The 20,010-nt window shown below is 72.0% G+C and carries 17 protein-coding genes and 1 tRNA gene; 13 read left to right on the top strand and 5 right to left on the bottom strand.

Annotated elements, in window-relative coordinates:
- Nucleotides 1-21: 21 nt before the first annotated feature.
- Both ACFYVL_RS21965 and ACFYVL_RS21970 read right to left on the bottom strand, forming a co-directional pair.
- Nucleotides 22-687: a nitroreductase gene (locus ACFYVL_RS21965; RefSeq protein WP_389247273.1), complete on the bottom strand. Its 666-nt coding sequence runs from the start codon at nt 685-687 to the stop codon at nt 22-24.
- Nucleotides 688-735: 48 nt separating this feature from the next.
- A complete protein-coding gene (locus ACFYVL_RS21970; RefSeq protein ID WP_389247275.1) occupies nt 736-1,362 on the bottom strand; it encodes a TetR/AcrR family transcriptional regulator in 627 nt (208 codons plus the stop codon).
- A gap of 169 nt (nt 1,363-1,531) precedes the next feature.
- Here ACFYVL_RS21970 and ACFYVL_RS21975 point away from each other — a divergent pair, with 169 nt between their 5' ends.
- The 6 genes from ACFYVL_RS21975 (at nt 1,532) to ACFYVL_RS22000 (ending at nt 9,435) form a co-directional block, all read left to right on the top strand.
- On the top strand, nt 1,532-3,148 hold the full coding sequence (locus ACFYVL_RS21975) for a carboxyl transferase domain-containing protein (protein WP_389247277.1): 1,617 nt from the start codon (nt 1,532-1,534) through the stop codon (nt 3,146-3,148).
- Between the two features lie 13 nt (nt 3,149-3,161).
- On the top strand, nt 3,162-5,141 hold the full coding sequence (locus ACFYVL_RS21980) for an acetyl/propionyl/methylcrotonyl-CoA carboxylase subunit alpha (RefSeq protein WP_389247670.1): 1,980 nt from the start codon (nt 3,162-3,164) through the stop codon (nt 5,139-5,141).
- Nucleotides 5,138-6,076: a hydroxymethylglutaryl-CoA lyase gene (locus ACFYVL_RS21985; protein ID WP_389247279.1), complete on the top strand. Its 939-nt coding sequence runs from the start codon at nt 5,138-5,140 to the stop codon at nt 6,074-6,076. The genes ACFYVL_RS21980 and ACFYVL_RS21985 overlap by 4 nt, the downstream gene beginning before the upstream one ends.
- A complete protein-coding gene (locus ACFYVL_RS21990) occupies nt 6,077-7,237 on the top strand; it encodes an acyl-CoA dehydrogenase family protein (RefSeq protein WP_389247672.1) in 1,161 nt (386 codons plus the stop codon).
- A 217-nt stretch (nt 7,238-7,454) separates the two neighbouring features.
- Entirely contained in the window at nt 7,455-8,489 is a 1,035-nt protein-coding gene (locus ACFYVL_RS21995) for an ABC transporter substrate-binding protein (RefSeq protein ID WP_389247280.1), read from the top strand.
- A gap of 103 nt (nt 8,490-8,592) precedes the next feature.
- Entirely contained in the window at nt 8,593-9,435 is an 843-nt protein-coding gene (locus tag ACFYVL_RS22000; protein ID WP_389247282.1) for a siderophore-interacting protein, read from the top strand.
- Between the two features lie 78 nt (nt 9,436-9,513).
- On the opposite strand, the gene ACFYVL_RS22005 is transcribed toward ACFYVL_RS22000, so the two are convergent.
- Nucleotides 9,514-11,130 (bottom strand): beta-N-acetylhexosaminidase, encoded by a 1,617-nt coding sequence (locus tag ACFYVL_RS22005; RefSeq protein ID WP_389247284.1) that lies wholly within the window; start codon nt 11,128-11,130, stop codon nt 9,514-9,516.
- A 144-nt stretch (nt 11,131-11,274) separates the two neighbouring features.
- Between ACFYVL_RS22005 and ACFYVL_RS22010 the strand changes: the two genes are divergently transcribed.
- The 3 genes from ACFYVL_RS22010 to glmS all read left to right on the top strand — a co-directional run bounded on the left by ACFYVL_RS22010 (nt 11,275) and on the right by glmS (nt 14,491).
- Complete coding sequence (locus tag ACFYVL_RS22010) at nt 11,275-12,189, top strand: DUF4429 domain-containing protein (RefSeq protein WP_389247285.1); 915 nt, start codon at nt 11,275-11,277, stop codon at nt 12,187-12,189.
- 121 nt (nt 12,190-12,310) lie between these two features.
- Entirely contained in the window at nt 12,311-12,607 is a 297-nt protein-coding gene (locus ACFYVL_RS22015; protein WP_389247287.1) for a hypothetical protein, read from the top strand.
- Between the two features lie 66 nt (nt 12,608-12,673).
- Nucleotides 12,674-14,491 carry a glutamine--fructose-6-phosphate transaminase (isomerizing) gene (gene glmS, locus ACFYVL_RS22020; RefSeq protein WP_389247289.1) on the top strand — a complete coding sequence of 606 codons (1,818 nt, stop codon included), beginning with the start codon at nt 12,674-12,676 and terminating at the stop codon, nt 14,489-14,491.
- 161 nt (nt 14,492-14,652) lie between these two features.
- On the opposite strand, the gene ACFYVL_RS22025 is transcribed toward glmS, so the two are convergent.
- Complete coding sequence (locus ACFYVL_RS22025) at nt 14,653-15,186, bottom strand: universal stress protein (RefSeq protein ID WP_389247291.1); 534 nt, start codon at nt 15,184-15,186, stop codon at nt 14,653-14,655.
- Between the two features lie 550 nt (nt 15,187-15,736).
- Here ACFYVL_RS22025 and ACFYVL_RS22030 point away from each other — a divergent pair.
- The 4 genes from ACFYVL_RS22030 (at nt 15,737) to ACFYVL_RS22045 (ending at nt 18,726) form a co-directional block, all read left to right on the top strand.
- Nucleotides 15,737-16,012 (top strand): hypothetical protein, encoded by a 276-nt coding sequence (locus ACFYVL_RS22030; protein WP_389247292.1) that lies wholly within the window; start codon nt 15,737-15,739, stop codon nt 16,010-16,012.
- A gap of 500 nt (nt 16,013-16,512) precedes the next feature.
- Complete coding sequence (locus ACFYVL_RS22035; RefSeq protein ID WP_389247294.1) at nt 16,513-17,724, top strand: helix-turn-helix domain-containing protein; 1,212 nt, start codon at nt 16,513-16,515, stop codon at nt 17,722-17,724.
- A 213-nt stretch (nt 17,725-17,937) separates the two neighbouring features.
- Nucleotides 17,938-18,549: an oligoribonuclease gene (gene orn / locus ACFYVL_RS22040; RefSeq protein WP_389247296.1), complete on the top strand. Its 612-nt coding sequence runs from the start codon at nt 17,938-17,940 to the stop codon at nt 18,547-18,549.
- A gap of 104 nt (nt 18,550-18,653) precedes the next feature.
- Nucleotides 18,654-18,726 (top strand) — tRNA-His (locus ACFYVL_RS22045).
- Between the two features lie 107 nt (nt 18,727-18,833).
- Here ACFYVL_RS22045 and ACFYVL_RS22050 read toward each other — a convergent pair.
- Nucleotides 18,834-19,916, bottom strand: a complete 1,083-nt coding sequence (locus ACFYVL_RS22050) for a LacI family DNA-binding transcriptional regulator (protein WP_389247299.1) — start codon at nt 19,914-19,916, stop codon at nt 18,834-18,836.
- Nucleotides 19,917-20,010 lie beyond the last annotated feature (94 nt).

Consider the following 20,010-nt stretch of genomic DNA (forward strand, 5'->3'; position numbering starts at 1 on the left):
GATGTGGGACACCCGCGGTCGTCACGGGCCGATGAAGCTGACCGTCTCCGCCAGGTCGGCGCGGCCGGTGCGCGGCGGCGGGGGGCCGGGGGTCTCGTGGCCGACGGAGAGGCCGCAGAAGAGCACCTGTCCGGTGGCGGCGCCGACCGTCGCGGAGACGGTCTCGTGGAACATGGTCCACATCACCTGGGGGCAGCTGTGCAGTCCCTCCGCCCTCAGCAGCAGCATGACCGTCTGGAGGTACATGCCCGCGTCGCCCCACTGGCCGGGGCCCATCGCCGCGTCGAGGTAGCAGAACAGGACGACCGGGGCTCCGAACGCCGCCGTGTTCAGGGTGGCGATCCTGCGGGGGCGGTCGGGGTCGTCGCGTGCGATGCCCAGCGCCGCGTACCGCTGGGCGGCCGCGGCGGCGAAGCGGTCGCGGTAGGGCGGGGCCAGTTCGTCCGGGTACATCGGGTACTGGCGCGGGTCCCCCGGGTCGCCCGCCAGCGCCCTGGCGCCCGCGCGCCGCTTCAGCCCGGCCAGGGGTTCGCCCGAGACGACGTACACGTGCCACGGCTGGAGGTTTCCGCTGGACGGGGCCCGCGCCGCGGCGCCCAGGACGCGGGCCAGCACCTCCCCGGGCACCGGCTCGTCGCTGAAGGCCCGCACGGCCCGGCGGCTGTCCACGGCCTCGTACACATCCACGTCGCGGCGTCCTCTCCGTCGGGCCGGTGCCTCGGTCGCCCCCGCGGGCTAGTGCGTCGCGGTCCGGGGGCCCAGGGCGCCGAACGCGCCGTGGGCCAGCCGTCGCAGCAGGGCCTGCGTCGCGCCCCGGCCGGGGAGGCCGGCGCCGAGGTGGGGGGTGGAGTTCAGGAGGCCGAAGACGGCGTGGACGGCCGTCCTGGCCTCCGGTTCGGAGGTGCCGGGGTAGGTCTCCCGTACCGCCGTCACCCACAGCTCCACGTACTGCCGCTGGAGCTGGCGCACCCGGCGGCGGTCCGCGTCCCGCAGCCGGTCCAGTTCGCGGTCGTGGAGGGTGATCAGCGGGCGGTCGTCGAGGGCGAAGTCGATGTGGCCGTCGACGAGCGCCGCGAGCAGGGCCGCCGGGTCGCCCGGGGCGGCCTCGACGCGGGCCCGGCCGCCGTCCAGGAGCCGTTCGCTGATGCCCACCAGGAGTTCGGCCAGCATGGCGTCCTTGCCGGCGAAGTGCCGGTAGAGGCCGGGGCCGCTGATGCCGACCGCCGCCCCTATCTCGTCGACGCCGACCCCGTGGAAGCCGCGCTCGGCGAAGAGGAGGGCGGCCTCCTTGAGGATCTGTTCCCGGCGGGTGGGGGCCGCGACCCGTGCGGCGGGGGCCGCGGACGCTCTGGTGCTGCTCATGGGGAGCATTCTAACCCGCGGGGTTAGCGGTCGTTAACCTCGCGTCCCCGCGCCCTCCTATAGGGATCCCTGGACATCGTCGTTAGCGCTCGTTAACCTCTCAGAGAGTGTTAACGGTCACTAACCTGACCGCGAACCTGACATCCGGCGGGCAAGGGAGCTCGACAGAATGCAGCAGGCACCGGTGCTGACCAGCACCGCGGATCCGGCGTCCCCGTCCTGGGCGGCCAACGAGGCCGCCCACCGGGAGCTCGCGGACGATCTCCGCACCCGACTGGCCGCCGCCCGTCTCGGCGGCGGCGAGAAGTCCCGGGCCCGGCACGTGGCACGCGGGAAACTGCTGCCCCGCGACCGGGTGGACACCCTCCTGGACCCGGGCTCGCCGTTCCTGGAGCTGGCCCCGCTCGCCGCGAACGGGATGTACGACGACCAGGCCCCGGCCGCCGGGGTCATCGCCGGCATCGGCCGGGTCAGCGGGCGCGAGTGCGTGATCGTCGCCAACGACGCGACCGTCAAGGGCGGCACGTACTACCCGATGACGGTCAAGAAGCACCTGCGCGCGCAGGAGGTGGCGCTGGAGAACCGGCTGCCGTGCCTGTACCTGGTCGACTCCGGCGGCGCCTTCCTGCCCATGCAGGACGAGGTCTTCCCGGACCGCGAGCACTTCGGGCGGATCTTCTACAACCAGGCGCGGATGTCGGGCGCCGGGATTCCGCAGATCGCCGCCGTGCTGGGGTCCTGCACGGCGGGCGGCGCGTACGTCCCCGCGATGAGCGACGAGGCCGTGATCGTCCGGAACCAGGGCACGATCTTCCTCGGCGGACCGCCGCTGGTGAAGGCCGCCACCGGCGAGGTCGTCACCGCCGAGGAACTGGGCGGCGGCGAGGTCCACTCCCGTACCTCCGGCGTCACCGACCACCTCGCCGAGGACGACGCGCACGCGCTGCGGATCGTGCGGAACATCGTCGCCACGCTCCCCGGCCGCGGCCCGCTCCCCTGGTCCGTCACCTCCGTCGAGGAGCCGAAGACCGACCCCGCCGGACTGTACGGCGCGGTGCCGGTCGACTCCCGGACCCCCTACGACGTCCGGGAGGTGATCTCCCGCGTCGTCGACGGCTCCCGCTTCCAGGAGTTCAAGTCGGAGTACGGGCAGACGCTGATCACCGGCTTCGCGCGGATCCACGGCCACCCGGTCGGCATCGTCGCCAACAACGGCATCCTGTTCTCCGAGTCCGCCCAGAAGGGCGCGCACTTCGTCGAGCTGTGCGACCAGCGCGGCATCCCGCTGGTCTTCCTGCAGAACATCTCCGGCTTCATGGTCGGCCGCGACTACGAGGCCGGCGGCATCGCCAAGCACGGCGCGAAGATGGTCACCGCCGTCGCCACCACCCGCGTCCCCAAGCTGACCGTGGTCGTCGGTGGCAGCTACGGCGCCGGGAACTACTCGATGTGCGGGCGCGCCTACTCCCCCCGCTTCCTGTGGATGTGGCCCAACGCCAAGATCTCCGTGATGGGCGGCGAGCAGGCCGCCTCCGTCCTCGCCACCGTCAAGCGCGACCAGATCGAGGGCCGGGGCGAGGAGTGGCCGGCCGAGGCCGAGGAGGAGTTCAAGGACCCGGTCCGCGCCCAGTACGAGAAGCAGGGCAACGCCTACTACGCGTCCGCCCGTCTCTGGGACGACGGCGTCATCGACCCGCTCGAAACCCGTCAGGTCCTCGGACTCGCCCTGACCGCCTGCGCGAACGCCCCGCTCGCCGACCCCGCCTTCGGCATCTTCCGGATGTGAGTGAAGAATGACCATGTTTGACACGGTTCTGGTCGCCAACCGCGGCGAGATCGCGGTCCGCGTCATCCGTACGCTGCGCGAGCTGGGCATCCGCTCGGTGGCCGTCTTCAGCGACGCGGACGCGGACGCGCGGCACGTGCGCGAGGCCGACACGGCGGTGCGCATCGGCCCCCCGGCGGCCTCGGAGAGCTATCTGCGCGCCGACCGGCTGATCGAGGCGGCCCGGCGCTCCGGCGCGCAGGCCGTCCACCCCGGTTACGGATTCCTAGCCGAGAACGCGGAGTTCGCCCAGGCCTGCGCGGACGCGGGCCTGGTCTTCATCGGCCCGTCCGCCGCCGCGATCTCCCTGATGGGCGACAAGATCCGCGCCAAGGAGACGGTACGGGCGGCCGGCGTCCCGGTGGTCCCCGGGTCCAGCGGCAGCGGATTGACGGACGATCAGCTCGCTTCGGCGGCACGGGAGATCGGCATGCCGGTCCTCCTCAAGCCGTCCGCCGGTGGCGGCGGCAAGGGGATGCGCCTGGTCCGCGACGAGGCCGTGCTCGCCGACGAGATCGCCGCCGCCCGCCGCGAGGCCCGCTCCTCCTTCGGCGACGACACCCTGCTGGTGGAGCGGTGGATCGACCGCCCCCGGCACATCGAGATCCAGGTGCTGGCCGACGGCCACGGCAACGTGGTCCACCTCGGCGAGCGCGAGTGCTCGCTCCAGCGCCGCCACCAGAAGATCATCGAGGAGGCCCCGAGCGTCCTCCTCGACGAGGAGACCCGCGCCGCGATGGGCGAGGCGGCCTGCGAGGCGGCCCGGTCCTGCGGCTACTCGGGCGCGGGCACGGTCGAGTTCATCGTCCCGGGCGCCGACCCCTCCTCGTACTACTTCATGGAGATGAACACCCGCCTCCAGGTCGAGCACCCGGTCACCGAGCTGATCACCGGCGTGGACCTGGTGGAGTGGCAGCTCAAGGTGGCCTCCGGCACCGAACTCGCCTTCGCGCAGCGCGACATCACCCTCACCGGCCACGCCGTAGAGGCCCGGATCTGCGCCGAGGACCCGTCCCGCGGCTTCCTGCCGTCCGGCGGCACGATCCTCGCGCTCCACGAGCCGCAGGGCGCCGGCGTGCGGACGGACTCGGGCCTCTCGGAGGGCACGGAGATCGGCAGCCTGTACGACCCGATGCTGTCGAAGGTCATCGCCTACGGCCCGGACCGGGAGAGCGCCCTGCGCAGGCTGCGCGCGGCGCTCGCCGACACCGTGACGCTGGGCGTGCAGACCAACGCGGGCTTCCTGCGCAGACTGCTGGCCCACCCGGACGTGGTCGCCGGGAACCTGGACACCGGCCTGGTGGAGCGGGAGGCGGACTCGCTGGTCGGCGACGGCGTGCCCGAGGAGGCGTACGAGGCGGCGGCGGCCCTCGCCGGGGCGGCCCGCGCGCCGCGCCCGGACGCCACGGGCTGGATCGACCCGTTCTCCGTGCCCAGCGGGTGGCGGCTGGGCTCGGCGCCCGCTCCGGTGACGCACTGGCTGCGCGCACCCGGGCTCGACCCCGTCGCGCACCGGTCACGGGGCGTCCACCGGGTGGCGGACGGGCGGGTGACCGTCGAACTGGACGGCCTCACCCACACCTTCCGCACCGCCCTCTCGCCGGACGGCGTCTGGCTGGGCAGGGACGGCGACGCCTGGCACGTCCAGACGTACGACCCCGTCGCCGCCTCCCTCACCGGCGCCGCCCACTCCGGCGCGGACGCGCTGACCGCACCGATGCCCGGCACCGTCACCGTCGTCAAGGTCGCCGTCGGCGACCAGGTGACGGCGGGGCAGAGCCTGTTGGTGGTGGAGGCGATGAAGATGGAGCACGTCATCTCGGCCCCGCACGCGGGCACCGTCACCGAGCTCGACGTCAAGGCGGGCGCCACCGTCGCGATGGACCAGGTGCTGGCGGTGGTCCTCCCCGACGAGGAGACCGCTTCCGGTGCGACCCCCGAGGAGGCGTCATGACCACCGGTCTGCCCATGCCCGTACGCGACCCCCGGCTCCCCACCCGTGTACGGATCTACGAGGTCGGCGCGCGCGACGGGCTCCAGAACGAGAAGACCGCCGTTCCGACCGCGACCAAGGCCGAGTTCGTCCGCAGGCTGGCGGGGGCCGGGCTCGGCACCGTCGAGGCCACCAGCTTCGTCCACCCCAAGTGGGTGCCCCAACTGGCGGACGCGGAGGCCCTGTTCCCGCTGCTGGCCGACCTGGACGGGGTCCGGCTGCCGGTCCTGGTGCCGAACGAGCGCGGTCTGAGCCGCGCCCTCGCGCTCGGCGCCCGTGACGTCGCCGTGTTCGCCAGCGCCACCGAGTCCTTCGCCAAGGCCAACCTCAACCGCACCGTCGACGAGGCCCTGGCCATGTTCGAGCCGGTGGTGACCCGCGCCCGCGAGGCCGGGGCGCACGTGCGGGGCTACCTCTCGATGTGCTTCGGCGACCCCTGGGAGGGCCCGGTGCCCGCCGACCAGGTGGTCGCGGTCTGCCGCCGCCTGATCGACATGGGCTGCGACGAACTGAGCCTCGGCGACACCATCGGCGTCGCCACCCCCGGCCAGGTCGCCGCCCTGCTGACCGGCCTGAACGGGGCCGGCATCCCCACCGACCGGATCGGCGTCCACTTCCACGACACCTACGGCCAGGCCCTCGCCAACACCCTGGCCGCCCTGCGGCACGGCGTCACCACCGTCGACGCCTCCGCCGGCGGCCTCGGCGGCTGCCCGTACGCCAAGTCCGCCACCGGCAACCTCGCCACCGAGGACCTGGTGTGGATGCTCCACGGCCTCGGTATCGAAACCGGCGTCGACCTCGGCCTGCTCACCGCCACCAGCGTGTGGATGGCCGAACAGCTGGGCCGGCCCAGCCCCTCCCGTACCGTCCGCGCCCTCTCCCACAAGGACTGAATCCGCATGGACCACCACCTCTCCCCCGAGCACGAAGAACTGCGCCGCACCGTCGAGGCGTTCGCGCACGACGTGGTCGCCCCGAAGATCGGCGACCTCTACGAGCGCCACGAGTTCCCCTACGAGATCGTCCGCGAGATGGGCCGGATGGGGCTCTTCGGTCTGCCCTTCCCGGAGGAGTACGGCGGCATGGGCGGCGACTACCTCGCGCTCGGCATCGCCCTGGAGGAACTCGCCCGGGTCGACTCCTCCGTCGCCATCACCCTGGAGGCGGGCGTCTCGCTGGGCGCCATGCCGCTGCACCTGTTCGGCACCGAGGAGCAGAAGCGGGAGTGGCTGCCGCGGATGTGCTCGGGCGAGATCCTGGGCTCGTTCGGGCTGACCGAGCCGGAGGGCGGCTCGGACGCGGGCGGCACCCGCACGACGGCGGTCCGGGACGGCGACGAGTGGGTGATCAACGGCTCCAAGTGCTTCATCACCAACTCCGGCACCGACATCACGGGCCTGGTCACGGTGACGGCGGTGACCGGCCGCAAGGCGGACGGCCGCCCGCTGATCTCCTCGATCATCGTCCCGTCCGGCACCCCGGGCTTCACGGTCGCCGCCCCGTACTCCAAGGTCGGCTGGAACTCCTCCGACACCCGTGAGCTGTCCTTCTCCGACGTGCGCGTCCCGCTCGCCAACCTGGTCGGCGAGGAGGGACGGGGCTACGCCCAGTTCCTGCGCATCCTGGACGAGGGCCGGGTGGCCATCTCGGCGCTGGCGACGGGGCTCGCGCAGGGGTGTGTGGACGAGTCGGTGAAGTACGCCAGGGAGCGCAAGGCGTTCGGGAGGGCGATCGGCGAGAACCAGGCGATCCAGTTCAAGATCGCGGACATGGAGATGCGGGCGCACATGGCCCGGGTCGGCTGGCGGGACGCGGCGTCGCGCCTGGTGGCGGGCGAGCCCTTCAAGAAGGAGGCCGCCATCGCCAAGCTGTACTCCTCGACCGTCGCGGTCGACAACGCGCGCGAGGCCACCCAGATCCACGGCGGCTACGGCTTCATGAACGAGTACCCGGTGGCCCGGATGTGGCGCGACTCGAAGATCCTGGAGATCGGCGAGGGCACCAGCGAGGTGCAGCGGATGCTGATCGCCCGGGAACTGGGGATGGGCGCGTAGGGCCGCAGGGCCCGCACGGGAGCGGGCGGGAGCGGGCGGCGGGCGGGAGCGGTGTACGGGGGTCCCTCCGGGCGGCGGGCTCCGCACGGGAGCGGGCCGCGCGGGCCCCCGGGGGACACGATTCGGACAGCGGTGTTCTGGCCAAGAGCAGGTTAGGCTAACCTTCCCTCCGAGCCTGGCGCCCGCCCGCTCCCGCCCGCACGAAAGCAGAGCCACCATGCCCTCCCAGTCCCGCCTCTCCCGCCCCACCCGCCGCGGCCTCCTCGCCGTCGGCGGCGCGCTCGGCGCCGGCGCCGCACTGGCCGCGTGCGGCGGCAACGACAAGTCCGCGGGCGGCAAGGCCGAGAAGGCCTCCGAGAAGTCCGGCCCCTGGTCGTTCACCGACGACCGCGGCACCAAGGTCGAGACCAAGGCGTTCCCGAAGAACATCGTGGCCTTCACCGGCACGGCCGCGGCCCTCTACGACTACGGCATCGAGGTCAAGGGCGTCTTCGGCCCGACCAAGGGCAAGGACGGCAAGCCCGACGTCCAGGCCGGCGACATGGACATCTCCAAGGTGGAGATCATCGGCAACGTCTACGGCGAGTTCAACGTCGAGAAGTACGCCAAGCTGGTGCCGGACCTGCTGATCTCCAACATGTGGGAGAAGGACGTGCTGTGGTACGTCCCCGAGCAGTCCGCCAAGAAGATCTACCAGCTGGCCCCCTCGGTCGCCCTGTGGGCCTCCAACACCAACATGGAGAAGGCCCTCCAGCGCCACGCCGAGCTGGCCGCCGCCCTCGGCGCCGACCTCAAGGCGAAGAAGACCGCCGACGCCAAGGCCCGCTTCGAGAAGGCCGCCGCCCGGCTGCGCGCCGCCGCCAAGGCCCACCCGGAGATCAAGGTCATGATCGGTTCGGCCTCGGACAACCTGTTCTACGTCTCGCTGGCGAAGATGAGCGCGGACACCCTGTACTTCCAGGAGCTGGGCGTGAAGTTCGTCGAGCCGAAGGTGGACGCCGCAGGCTTCTTCGAGGGTCTGAGCTGGGAGAACGTCGGCAAGTACAAGGCCGACGTCATCATGATGGACAACCGCTCGGCGGTCCTGCAGCCGAAGGACATCGCGAACAAGCCCACCTGGGCCGGGCTCCCGGCCGTCAAGGCGGGGCAGGTCGTTCCGCGCACCACCGAGCCGATCTACTCCTACGACAAGTGCGCGCCGGTCCTCGAAGACCTCGCCAAGGCGATCGAGAGCGCCAAGAAGGTCTCCTGACCCGGCTCCCTCCCGCACCGCGACGGGGCCGGCCCGAACTCCCCGGGCCCGGCCCCGTCGCCGTACCCAGACCCTTTTCCGCTCCCCCGCCAGGAGGCCGCCCGTGTCCGACCAGACGATCCCGTTCCGCCTCTTCCACCTGAGCGTGCTGCGCACCGCGCGGCTGAGCCCGTCGCTGCTGCGGGTCACCTTCGGCGGGTACGGGCAGGACGGCCTGGCCGGGTTCGCGTCCGGCGGCCGGGACCAGTCGCTCTCCCTGTTCCTGCCGCACCCGGGCCAGGACGCCCCGGTGCTGCCGCCGGAGTCGGACCCCGACTGGTTCACCTCCTACCGGACGGCGGACCCGGGGACACGGGCCGTCATGCGCTCGTACACGGTGCGCGCCCAGCGTCCCGGGGCCGGCGAGGTGGACGTCGACTTCGCGCTGCACCCGGACGGCGGGCCGGCCTGCCGCTGGGCGGAGGGTGCGGCCCCGGGCGACCGGGTGGCGGTGCTCGGCCCGGCCGTCGCGGAGAACACCGGAGTCCGCTTCCGGCCCGCCGAGGACACCGACCACGTGGTGATCTGGGCGGACGAGACGGCGCTGCCGGCCGCGTCGGCCGCGCTGGAGTGGCTGCCCGCCGGGACCCCCGCGAAGGTGTGGATCACGGTCGAGGACCCGAAGGACGCGGTGGCGCCGGACACCGCGGCCGACGCCGAGTTCACCTGGCTCGTGCGGAGCGAGGGGGCGCAGGACCCGGTGGCGGCGATCGGCGCCGCCGAGCTCCCGGCCGGGACCCCGTACGTCTGGCTCGCGGGCGAGGCCTCCTCGGTGCGCGCCCTGCGCCGCCACTTCGTGAACGAGCGGGGCTTCGACCGCCGCCGGGTCACCTTCACCGGGTACTGGCGCCAGGGTCTTTCCGAGGACGGGCTGCGCGAGAGCCCCGAGGAGCACGAGGTGTCCTGACGCCTCCACCTGAGCGGGCAGGGGGTGCGCCGGACGGTCCCGGCGCACCCCCTGCCTTCCTTCAGCCGTCGTACCCGCTCACTTCGCGGGCCACGGCACCTTGGCCGACCGGTAGTAGTCGATGCCCAGTGCCTCGAAGCGCGGGGCCTGCGCCGCGAGCCGCACCTTGTAGGTGTTCCAGTCGTGCGTGGACCTCGGCGACCAGCCCAGCTCGGCGATGCCGGGCAGCCGCGGGAAGGCCATGAACTCCAGCTGGTCGCTGGTGGCCAGGGTCTCGGTCCACAGCGGGGCCTCGACACCGAGCACGGAGGACTCCGGGGCGCCGGTCAGGTAGCTGCCCGGGTCCCAGTCGTAGGAGCGGTCCACCTCGACGTACCCGGCCCACTTCAGGCCCAGCGGGGTGTCCTTGTGGTACTTCATGTCGAGGTAGCTGCGGTCGGCCGGGGAGATCACCAGCTTGGTGCCCGCCTTCGCCGCGTCCACGACGGTCTGCCGCTCGGCCGCGCTCGTGGCGTCGTAGCCCCAGTACTGGGCGACCTTGCCGTTGGCCTGCTTCGCGGCGACGATCTGGTGCCAGCCCATGATCTTCTTGCCGTACTTGCCGACCACGTCCTGGGCGTGGTTCATGATCTTGACGTAGTCCTCGCGGCTGGTCGAGTGGGCCTCGTCGCCGCCGATGTGCAGGTACCGGCCCGGGGTGAGCGCGGCGATCTCACGGATCACGTCGTCGATGAACCTGTACGTGACGTCCTTGCCCGCGCACAGGCTGCTGAAGCCGACCTCGGTGCCGGTGTAGAGGGGCGGTGCGACGCCGTTGCAGTTGAGTTCGGCGTACGAGGCGAGGGCGGCGTTGGTGTGGCCGGGCATGTCGACCTCGGGCACGACCTCCATCTTCCGGGAGGCCGCGTACTTCACCAGGTCCTTGTACTGGGCCTTGGTGTAGTAGCCGCCGGGGCCGCCGCCGACCTGGGTGGAGCCGCCGTAGGCGGCCAGCCGCGGCCAGGAGTCGATCGCGATGCGCCAGCCCTGGTCCTCGGTGAGGTGCAGGCGCAGCGTGTTCATCTTGTAGAGCGCGGCCTGGTCGATGTACCGCTTGACCTGCTCGACGCTGAGGAAGTGCCGTCCGACGTCGAGCATGACGGCCCGGTAGTCGAAGCGCGGCACGTCCTTGATGGTGCCGCCGGCCACCTGCCAGGGGCCCGGCTGCCTGCTCTTCTTCTCCACGCCCGCGGGCAGCAGCTGACGCAGTGTCTGTACGCCGTGGAAGAGGCCGGCGGCCTTGCGCGCGGTGATGGTCACCCCGTGCCTGCCGGAGTCGAGCCGGTAGCCCTCCTCTCCCAGCGACCGGTCGCGGGAGCCGAGTTGGAGGGTGATGGCGTCCTTGCCGCCCTTGCCGGTGACCGGCAGCGGGAAGCCGGTGGAGGGGCGCAGCACGTCCGCGAGGTAGGCGCCGACCTTCTTCGCCTCGGCGGAGCCGCCCTCGATCCGGATGGAGGTGCGGGGGTTCAGCGTGTACGCGGCTCCGCCCGCCTTCGTGGAGGCGGGCGCCGGGATCACCTGGCCGAGCGGCACCGGTCCGTTCTGCTGCGGGGCCGCCGGGGCGGGGAGCGGGGCCGCTGCCACGGTGGCGAAGCCCGCCGTCGCGACGAGCAGCAGGGGGGCGAGCAGTCGGGGGATCGTACGACGGTGTCTCACAAGCGGGTCCCTTCGAAGGGGCGGCGCGGCTGTGGCATGTACGTAACAGGACACATGGCTACCGTCCAAGTAACGCCCGGGTCAAGGGTGTAGACCAATCCCGGACACCCTCGGCGCACCCTTCCCGGTGCGAGAATCCCCCGTATGGCGGAAATCATCCAGAAGGACGGCACCTGGAGCTTCGAGGGCGACGCGGTGCGCATCGTGCCGGGCAGCGACAAGGGGGTCGCCCTGCTGCGTCGCACCCTGGGCGAACTCGTCGTCCCCCTGGGCGCGATGGCGGGCATCTCCTTCGAACCGGGCCGGAAGTCCGGGCGGCTGCGGCTGCGGCTGCGGGAGGGCGCGGACCCCCTGACCCAGGTCACCGGCGGCAAGCTCGACCAGGCGTCGGACCCCTACGGCCTCACCGTGGAGAGTGACCGCACGGGCGTCGCCGAGTACTTCGTGGACGAGGTCCGCAACGCGCTGCTGCTGGACCAGATCGACCCGGGCCCGGTGGACCGCTTCCTGCTCCCGGGGCCCTCGCTGCCGCTCACCGTCGGCGCGGGCGACGGCACGGTGGTCTTCGACGGCGAGCAGATCCGGCTGGAGTGGAACTGGAAGACGGAGTCCTCCAAGTCCTCCGGCGGCGCGCGCACCCTGCGGGTGTCCGACGTGGTGGCGGTGGAGTGGTTCCCGGCGGCCGGACTGGAGGAGGGCTACCTCCGCTTCCAGACGACCAGGGAGCCGACCAGGACTCCCCCGGCGCACGACCCGCACGCCGTGGAGCTGTACGGGTTCAAGAAGGACCCGCTGATGGCCCTCGCGGCGGCGGCGGTCGCGGTGCGGATGCCCCACCCGAACGCGCCCAAGCCCGTGACGACACAGAAGGAGGCGGTCCAGGTCGCCGCCGGGGACGCGCGGCCGGCCGCCCTGGAGGGCCCGGCGGCCGTCCCCGCCGCCGAGGACCACGACGTACTGCTGCGGCGGCTGCGCGAGCTGGGCGAACTGCACCAGGCGGGAATCCTGACGGACGAGGAGTTCACCACGGCCAAGCAGGCGGTCCTCAAGCGCCTCTGAGACCCCCGGCCACCCCCGCACCCGGCCACTAAGTCCATACCAATAGCACGATCACAAGGAATCCTGCCCGATATCGGGCAGGATTCTTGCACAGGGCCACGCTCTCCCCCAGTATCGACGGGTGCTCGAACGCCGTACGCCCTCTGTTTCCTCGTCGTACTCCCACGACGACCTCATCGACCACCTGGTCCGCTCCACCGCGCTGCCGCGCGGCGAGGCCGCCCGGGTGGTGCTCGACGTACTGGCGTACTTCGACGAGACGACCGAGGAGTTCGTCCGCCGCCGCCACCGTGAGCTCCAGTCCGGCGGCGCGGTGAACGCGGAGATCTTCGAACGGATCGCGGCCGAACTGCCGCACCGCGCCGTCGCACCCCCGGAGCTCTCGCTCCGCCAGCTGCGCCGCATCGTCTACGGCTGACACGGCCGGCCGGAGCACCGGCACGCGGCAACGGGCACCCCCACACCACTCGGAGGACAGAACCACATGTGCGGAATCGTCGGTTACATCGGCAAGCGCGACGTCGCGCCCCTGCTCCTGGAAGGGCTCCAGCGCCTGGAGTACCGGGGCTACGACTCGGCGGGCCTGGTCATCACCAGCCCCAAGGCCGCCGGCCTGCGCATGGTCAAGGCCAAGGGCCGGGTCCGTGACCTGGAGGCCAAGGTGCCCAAGCGCTTCGCGGGCACCACCGGCATCGCCCACACCCGCTGGGCCACCCACGGCGCCCCCTCCGACGACAACTCGCACCCGCACCTGGACACCGAGGGCAAGGTCGCCGTCGTCCACAACGGCATCATCGACAACGCGGACGACCTGCGCGCCAAGCTGACCGCTGACGGCGTCGTCTTCGCCTCCGAGACCGACACCGAGGTCGTGGTCCACCTCATCGCCCGCGCCCAGGCCGAGTCCCTGGAGGAGAAGGTCCGCGAGGCGCTGCGCCACATCGAGGGCACCTACGGCCTGGCCGTCATGCACGCCGACTTCTCCGACCGCATCGTGGTGGCCCGCAACGGCTCCCCGGTCGTGCTGGGCATCGGCGAGAAGGAGATGTTCGTCGCCTCGGACGTCGCCGCCCTGGTCTCCCACACCCGCCAGATCGTCACCCTGGACGACGGCGAGATGGCCACCCTGAAGGCCGACGACTTCCGCACGTACACCACCGAGGGCTCGACCACCTCGGCCACGCCGACCACCGTGGAGTGGGAGGCCGAGTCGTACGACATGGGCGGCCACGACACGTACATGCACAAGGAGATCTCCGAGCAGGCCGACGCCGTGGACCGCGTGCTGCGCGGCCGGATCGACGACCGCTTCTCCACCGTGCACCTCGGCGGCCTCAACCTGGACGCCCGCGAGGCGCGCGGCGTGCGCCGCATCAAGATCCTGGGCTGCGGCACCTCGTACCACGCGGGCCTGATCGGCGCGGGCCTCATCGAGTCCCTCGCCCGCATCCCCGCCGACGCCGAGCCCGCGTCCGAGTTCCGCTACCGCAACCCGGTCGTGGACCCCGACACCCTGTACATCGCGGTCTCCCAGTCCGGTGAGACCTACGACGTGCTGGCCGCCGTGCAGGAGCTGAAGCGCAAGGGCGCCCGGGTGCTGGGCGTCGTGAACGTGGTCGGCTCGGCCATCGCCCGCGAGGCCGACGGCGGTGTGTACGTGCACGCGGGCCCGGAGGTCTGCGTGGTCTCCACCAAGTGCTTCACCAACACCGTCGTCGCCTTCGCGCTGCTCGCCCTGCACCTGGGCCGCATCCGCGACCTGTCGGTCTCCGACGGCAAGCGGATCATCGAGGGCCTGCGCAAGCTGCCCGAGCAGATCACCGAGATCCTCAAGTCCGAGGACGAGATCAAGGAGATCGCCGAGGCCTACGCGGGCGCCCAGTCGATGATGTTCATCGGGCGCGTGCGCGGCTACCCGGTCGCCCTGGAGGCCTCCCTGAAGCTCAAGGAGATCTCCTACATCCACGCCGAGGCCTACCCCGCCTCCGAGCTCAAGCACGGCCCGCTGGCCCTGATCGAGCCCGCGCTGCCGACCGTCGCCATCGTCCCGGACGACGACCTGCTGGAGAAGAACCGCGCCGCGCTGGAGGAGATCAAGGCGCGCAGCGGCCGGATCCTGGCGGTCGCCCACCGCGAGCAGGAGAAGGCCGACCACACCATCGTGGTCCCGAAGAACGAGAACGAGCTGGACCCGATCCTGATGGGCATCCCGCTCCAGCTCCTCGCCTACCACACGGCGCTGGCCATGGGCCGCGACATCGACAAGCCGCGCAACCTGGCCAAGTCGGTCACCGTCGAGTAGTCCGGACCCGTCCGGCCACCGGGAAGGGCCCCGCACGCGTCACCACGCGTGCGGGGCCCTTCCCGTCCCGGACCGGAGCCGCCCCGCGATCGGAGGCAGGCACGGCCGCCTGCCGTGCGGGACCGTCAACAGGGGTGCGCCGCGCGCGGGCTGACGCGGCGTTACGGAATGACCACGACCGGGCGCTGCGCCCGCTTCGCCAACCGCCCCGCCACCGAACCGAAGAGGCGCCCCACGATGCCCTGGGTGGAGCCCACCACGATCGCGTCGGCCTCGTACTCCCGGCCGACCTCCTCCAGTTCGTGGCAGATGTCGCCGCCGCGCTCGACCAGGATCCACGGCACCTCTGCGAGGTAGTCCGCACAGGCCAGTTCGAGCCCGAGCACCTCGGTGCGGTGGTCCGGCACGTCGACGAAGACGGGCGGCTCGCAGCCCGCCCAGACCGTGGTCGGCAGCCGGTTGGCGACATGGACGATGATCAGCCCCTGTCCGAGCCGCCTGGCCATGCCGATGGCGTACGCGAGCGCCCGCTCACTGGAGGTGGAGCCGTCGAAGCCGACGACTACACCGTGCCGGAAGGCGGGATCGCAGGAGTGACGCGGATCTTCCAGCGCATAGAGGTCGCCGCTCGACTCCACACTGGGATCGGCGACCTGCTTGCGGTCCGCGGGTTCGGGAATTTCGTGACCGGCCATCGGTTATCTCGGCGTCTGGATCCTCAGAAGGGCTGACAACGCGGCTGTGGAGCTTCAGAGCTGTGGAGCTGTCCGGGAATCATCTTCCCAAGCCCATACCCCCAAGGGTACGGCGGCACTCCTCCGCTGCCCAGCCCCCGCTCCTGTGCGGCGTTCCAGGAGCATGCACGACCCCGACCGGTATCGCAATGGCAGCTGCCCCGTACAGCCGTCTGCCCTCCCCCGGTGGGCAACAGGGGCCTCCGGAGCCCCTCGCGGCCCCGGCGCGGCGCCCGCCGCGCGACGGCCGTCCGGCCGCTGCTCCGTACGGCCGCCCGCACGTGACCGTCCGGCCCCTCCGTTCGTTGATCAGGTTCCCGCCCCGCACCCCCGAAGGGAGCGCACCGTGCACAGCCCCTCGCACTCCCCTTCGCGCCTGTCGCCGCCGTACGAACCCGAACGCCCCCAGAGATCCCACCTTTCCCCTTCTTCCCACGGATCCCACGGGCCTCAGAGCCACTCCCTCTCCTCGTCCGAAACAGCACCCCACGCGGCGCCCGACCCCGCCGCCGTGGCCGGCTCCGCCGGCGACCTCGTCCGGTGGGCGGCCTTCAGCTGTCTGCTCGTCCCCGCCGTCCTGATCGGTTACGGGGGTGCCGTCGGCGGCGCCGCGGTCGCCTCGGGCGGTCTGGCCGTCGTCACGGTCGTCTGCCGGGTGCTGCTGCGCCGGTCCGAGCGGACCGCGGCCCGCGACCTCGCCGAGGAACTCCAGCCGGGCACCCACCGCGGCCGGCACGGCCGCACCGGTTCCGGGACGCACCGGGGCGGACGCCGGACGGACGCTTGAGGATCGCCACAAAACCGGTCCAACACCGCAGGAACAACTCGTGAAGATTCCCGGAGGCGGTCACTCCACGCAGGGTGGTGCGCCGGTTGAGTGACGGGATCGCACAGGCGCTCCCGTAGCTTTTCAGCCAACTTCCCGGACCGACCCCACCCTTGGCGGGATGCACGGTCAACCCCGGTGCCACCTGGGAAGAAAGGACCGCTCGCGGCTCGCGCACCCTACGGGGACGGGCCATGAGCGAAACGCGCACTTCCCTGCGGCGCCCCGGAGTGAAACGCTTCCTGATCGAATGCTTCGCGCCAAGTTGCCATGTCGACATAACGCCGGTTCCGGAACTTGTCACGGCGGCGGCGCGCGACACAGTAGATTCGATCATGGGTTATTCGACGGCGGGGGAACCGTGCAGGACCTAGAGGGACTGCGACTTCGAGGAGCAGTGTGCAGGAGCGACAGGCCCGTCACGAACAGGGAGCCGCGACCAGCGAGGGGGGCTTAGCGCCATGAGCCAGGACTTGGCCGCTCCGTCGGAGGCTGCCCGGAAGCTCTCCGGGCGCCGCCGCCGGGAAATCGTAGCGGTGCTGCTTTTCAGCGGGGGACCCATCTTCGAGAGCTCCATTCCGCTCTCGGTGTTCGGCATCGACCGGCAGGACGCAGGGGTTCCGCGCTACCGGCTGCTGGTGTGTGCAGGCGAGGAAGGACCACTCCGTACCACCGGAGGCCTCGAACTGACCGCACCGTACGGCCTGGAGGCGATGAGTCGAGCCGGGACGGTAGTCGTACCGGCCTGGCGTTCCATCACCTCCCCACCACCGGCGGAGGCGCTGGAGGCGCTGCGCCGTGCGCACGAGGAAGGAGCGCGGATCGTCGGACTGTGCACGGGAGCCTTCGTGCTCGCCGCCGCCGGTCTGCTCGACGGCCGCCCGGCCACCACCCACTGGATGTACGCACCGACGCTCGCCAAGCGCTATCCGTCGGTGCACGTGGATCCGCGGGAGCTGTTCGTCGACGACGGGGACGTCCTGACGTCGGCGGGAACAGCGGCCGGAATCGACCTGTGTCTGCACATCGTGCGGACCGACCACGGCACGGAGGCGGCGGGCGCGCTCGCCCGCAGGCTCGTCGTGCCACCGCGTCGCAGCGGCGGTCAGGAGCGCTACCTCGACAGGTCTTTACCAGAGGAAATCGGCGCGGACCCGCTCGCGGAGGTCGTCGCCTGGGCGTTGGAGCACCTCCACGAGCAGTTCGACGTGGAGACCCTGGCCGCGCGGGCGTACATGAGCCGGCGCACCTTCGACCGGCGCTTCCGGTCGCTGACTGGGAGCGCTCCACTCCAGTGGCTGATCACCCAGCGGGTGCTGCAGGCCCAGCGTCTGCTGGAGACCTCCGACTATTCCGTCGACGAGGTCGCGGGCCGCTGCGGGTTCCGGTCGCCGGTCGCGCTGCGCGGCCACTTCCGGCGCCAGCTCGGCTCGTCGCCCGCCGCGTACCGGGCGGCCTACCGCGCCCGGCGTCCGGCGTCCGACCCGGTGCCGCTCGGCGCCGGGCCCGGGGCCGGCGCCGGAACTCCGCCACTGACCGAGGCGGTGCCGCCGCAGATCCGGCGGGCGGCAGCGGCCCACGCACCGGCGGGCGGGGCCTCGACCTCGGTCGCCGGCGGGTCGGAGAACGGCAGGCCCAGCTCGGACGCCTTCGTGCCGGGACGACTGAGGTAGGGCACAGGAAGGAGCCGGTCCGCACGGACCGGCTCCTTCCGCCTGCCCCGGAACGACCCGTCCGCATCGCCCGCCCGGCGCTGCCACGGGGCGGGACTCCGGCTGCCCCCGGGGGCGCGCGGGGTCGTGCGCGGGGCTGTCCGCGCCACCGGTGCGGGCGGACCGGTCCGCGCAGCGGGCCCCCGCGGGCGCTCCACCCCATAGGGTGACGGCATGAACGATCGCATGGTGTGGATCGACTGCGAGATGACCGGGCTCTCGCTGGCGGACGACGCACTTATCGAGGTGGCCGCACTGGTCACCGACTCGGAGCTCAACGTGCTCGGCGAAGGCGTGGACATCGTGATCCGCCCGCCGGACGCCGCCCTGGAGACGATGCCGGAGATCGTGCGCGAGATGCACACCTCCTCCGGCCTCCTCGACGAACTGGCCGGCGGCACCACCCTCGCCGACGCCGAGGCACAGGTCATGGCGTACCTCAGGGAACACGTGAAGGAGCCGAAGAAGGCCCCGCTGTGCGGGAACTCCGTCGGCACCGACCGCGGCTTCCTCGCCCGGGACATGCGGGAGCTGGAGAGCTACCTGCACTACCGGATCGTCGACGTGTCCTCCGTGAAGGAGCTGGCCCGGCGCTGGTACCCGCGGGCCTACTTCAACAGCCCGGACAAGAACGGCAACCACCGCGCCCTCGCCGACATCCGCGACTCCATCACCGAGCTGCGCTACTACCGCGAGGCCGTGTTCGTGCCCCAGCCGGGACCGGACTCGGACACCGCGAAGAAGATCGCCGCGAAGTATGTCGTCCCTGCTGAGGGGGGCGAATAGCCGCTTGAGGCAGGCCCGCGGAGCGCCTGCGTAAACCTGGGCGCGAGCACCCTCGCGAACCCTGTACACTTTTTCTCAGCCGGTCAGGAAAAAGACCGGTCACGGTGGGTGTAGCTCAGTTGGTAGAGCACCTGGTTGTGGTCCAGGTGGCCGCGGGTTCAAGTCCCGTCACTCACCCTGTGGCAGAAGGCCCCGACTCGAAAGAGTCGGGGCCTTCGGTGTTTCCCGGGTCCCCCGCTCCCCCTCCTTCCGCGGACGCCACGGCTCCGCCGGGGGCGGCCCTCCTACGAGGACGCGCGGGGCACCAGTTCCGTCGGCAGCATCAGCCGGGGCTGCGGCGGGCGCGGGGCGCCGACCGGCAGGGCCGTCCGGGCGATCTCGCCGAGCAGGGTGTGGGCCATCACCCGGCCCATCTCCTCGATGGGCTGGCGGACGCTGGTGAGCGGCGGCTCCATGTGGCGGGCGATCGACGAGTCGTCGAAGCCGACCATCGCCATGTCCTCGGGGACCCGGATGCCGCGGGCCCGCAGCACCTGGCGGGCGCCCGAGGCCATCACGTCCGAGGCGACGAAGACCGCGTCGGGCAGCGGGTCGAGGCGCAGCAGCTCCTCCATCGCGGCCCGGCCCCCCGCCTCGGTGAAGTCGCCGGGCGCGATCAGCGACTCGTCGACGGGCAGGCCCGCCGCGGCGAGGGCCTCCCGGTAGCCCACCAGGCGGCACTGGGCGCCGTAGATGTCGAGCCGGCCGGTGACGGTGGCGATCCGGCGGCGGCCCCGGGAGGCGAGGTGGGCGACGGCCTCGCGGGCCCCGGTCACGTTGTCGGCGTCCACCCACGGGAGGGGTTCGTCGGCGTGCCGCCGGCCGCTGATGACGGCCGGGATGCCCAGTTCGGTGAGCAGGTCGGGGAGCGGGTCCTCCGCGCTGAGGGAGACCACCAGGACGCCGTCGACGCGGTGGCCCGCAAGGTAGTTGGCCAGCCGGCCGCGTTCCCGGTCGCTGCCGACGATGGTGAGCAGGAGCTGCATGTCGGTGTCGGAGAGGGCGGTGTTGACGCCCCGCAGGATGTCGGAGAAGTACGGCTCGACGAAGAACCGGTGCTCGGCCTCCGGGACGACCAGGGCTATCGCGTCCGTCCGGTTGGCGGCCAGGGCGCGGGCCGCCCTGTTGGGTACGTAGCCCAGTTCGGCGACGGCCGCCTCGACCGCCGCCCTGGTCCGTTCGCTGACCCGGGGCGAGCCGTTGACCACCCGGGACACCGTGCCCCGTCCGACGCCCGCACGGGCGGCCACCTCTTCGAGGGTGGGGCGGCCCGCACCGCGCCCGCCGCGGGCCCCGCTCCGGCCGCTGCCCGTCTCCCGTATCGCCAATTGAATCGACTCCTCCCGGCACGTCCTCGCGTACATCACCACGTCTATGACGCCAAGTCTCGCTGTCCGGTGCCTTGACACTCCCGCGGGGAGC

The organism is Streptomyces sp. NPDC004111 (assembly GCF_042874215.1).
GTDB lineage: Bacteria > Actinomycetota > Actinomycetes > Streptomycetales > Streptomycetaceae > Streptomyces.

What these genes read in the sequence shown, in the direction of transcription:
- ACFYVL_RS22035 (WP_389247294.1), top strand. Translation starts at nt 16,513, where the DNA reads ATGAGCCAGGACTTGGCCGCTCCGTCGGAGGCTGCCCGGAAGCTCTCC.
- orn (WP_389247296.1), top strand. Translation starts at nt 17,938, where the DNA reads ATGAACGATCGCATGGTGTGGATCGACTGCGAGATGACCGGGCTCTCG.
- ACFYVL_RS22010 (WP_389247285.1), top strand. Translation starts at nt 11,275, where the DNA reads ATGGCGGAAATCATCCAGAAGGACGGCACCTGGAGCTTCGAGGGCGAC.
- ACFYVL_RS22025 (WP_389247291.1), bottom strand. Translation starts at nt 15,186, where the DNA reads ATGGCCGGTCACGAAATTCCCGAACCCGCGGACCGCAAGCAGGTCGCC.
- glmS (WP_389247289.1), top strand. Translation starts at nt 12,674, where the DNA reads ATGTGCGGAATCGTCGGTTACATCGGCAAGCGCGACGTCGCGCCCCTG.
- ACFYVL_RS21970 (WP_389247275.1), bottom strand. Translation starts at nt 1,362, where the DNA reads ATGAGCAGCACCAGAGCGTCCGCGGCCCCCGCCGCACGGGTCGCGGCC.
- ACFYVL_RS21975 (WP_389247277.1), top strand. Translation starts at nt 1,532, where the DNA reads ATGCAGCAGGCACCGGTGCTGACCAGCACCGCGGATCCGGCGTCCCCG.
- ACFYVL_RS21985 (WP_389247279.1), top strand. Translation starts at nt 5,138, where the DNA reads ATGACCACCGGTCTGCCCATGCCCGTACGCGACCCCCGGCTCCCCACC.
- ACFYVL_RS21995 (WP_389247280.1), top strand. Translation starts at nt 7,455, where the DNA reads ATGCCCTCCCAGTCCCGCCTCTCCCGCCCCACCCGCCGCGGCCTCCTC.
- ACFYVL_RS21980 (WP_389247670.1), top strand. Translation starts at nt 3,162, where the DNA reads ATGTTTGACACGGTTCTGGTCGCCAACCGCGGCGAGATCGCGGTCCGC.